We start from the raw sequence: 377 nt of genomic DNA, 5'->3' as shown, positions 1-377 counted from the left end.
AAGATATTTGGAATAATTTTAACAGAAATGCTAAAAATGGGCTTTTTATGTTTGATAGAAATTATATGGATTATCATAGTGATAGATTTATAGATAATTCTTTAATGTTTTATGAAGATGAAAAACTTATAGCATTGCTTCCATGTAATGCAACAGAAGATATTTTATATTCACATCAGGGGCTTACTTTTGGAGGTTTTATTGTGGATAAAAATATGAAGCAAAATAAAATGCTTGAATGCTTTGAAGTTTTAAAAGAATATATGAAAGAAAATAACTTTAAAAAATTAATCTATAAATGTGTTCCTTATATTTATCATAAAATTCCAGCACAAGAAGATTTATATGCTTTGTTTCGAAATAAAGCAGAGCTTTTT

1 pseudogene is annotated in these 377 nt (G+C 24.4%); it reads left to right on the top strand.

Annotated elements, in window-relative coordinates:
• Positions 1 to 5 precede the first annotated feature (5 nt).
• A pseudogene (locus tag CAMP5118_RS07995) lies at positions 6 to 377 on the top strand (GNAT family N-acetyltransferase); the annotation flags it as partial.

This window comes from Campylobacter sp. LMG 7929 (assembly GCF_024723595.1).
Taxonomy (GTDB): domain Bacteria; phylum Campylobacterota; class Campylobacteria; order Campylobacterales; family Campylobacteraceae; genus Campylobacter_D.
Note: the sequence above shows the minus strand (reverse complement) of the source record. Positions and strands in the feature narration are given on the sequence as shown.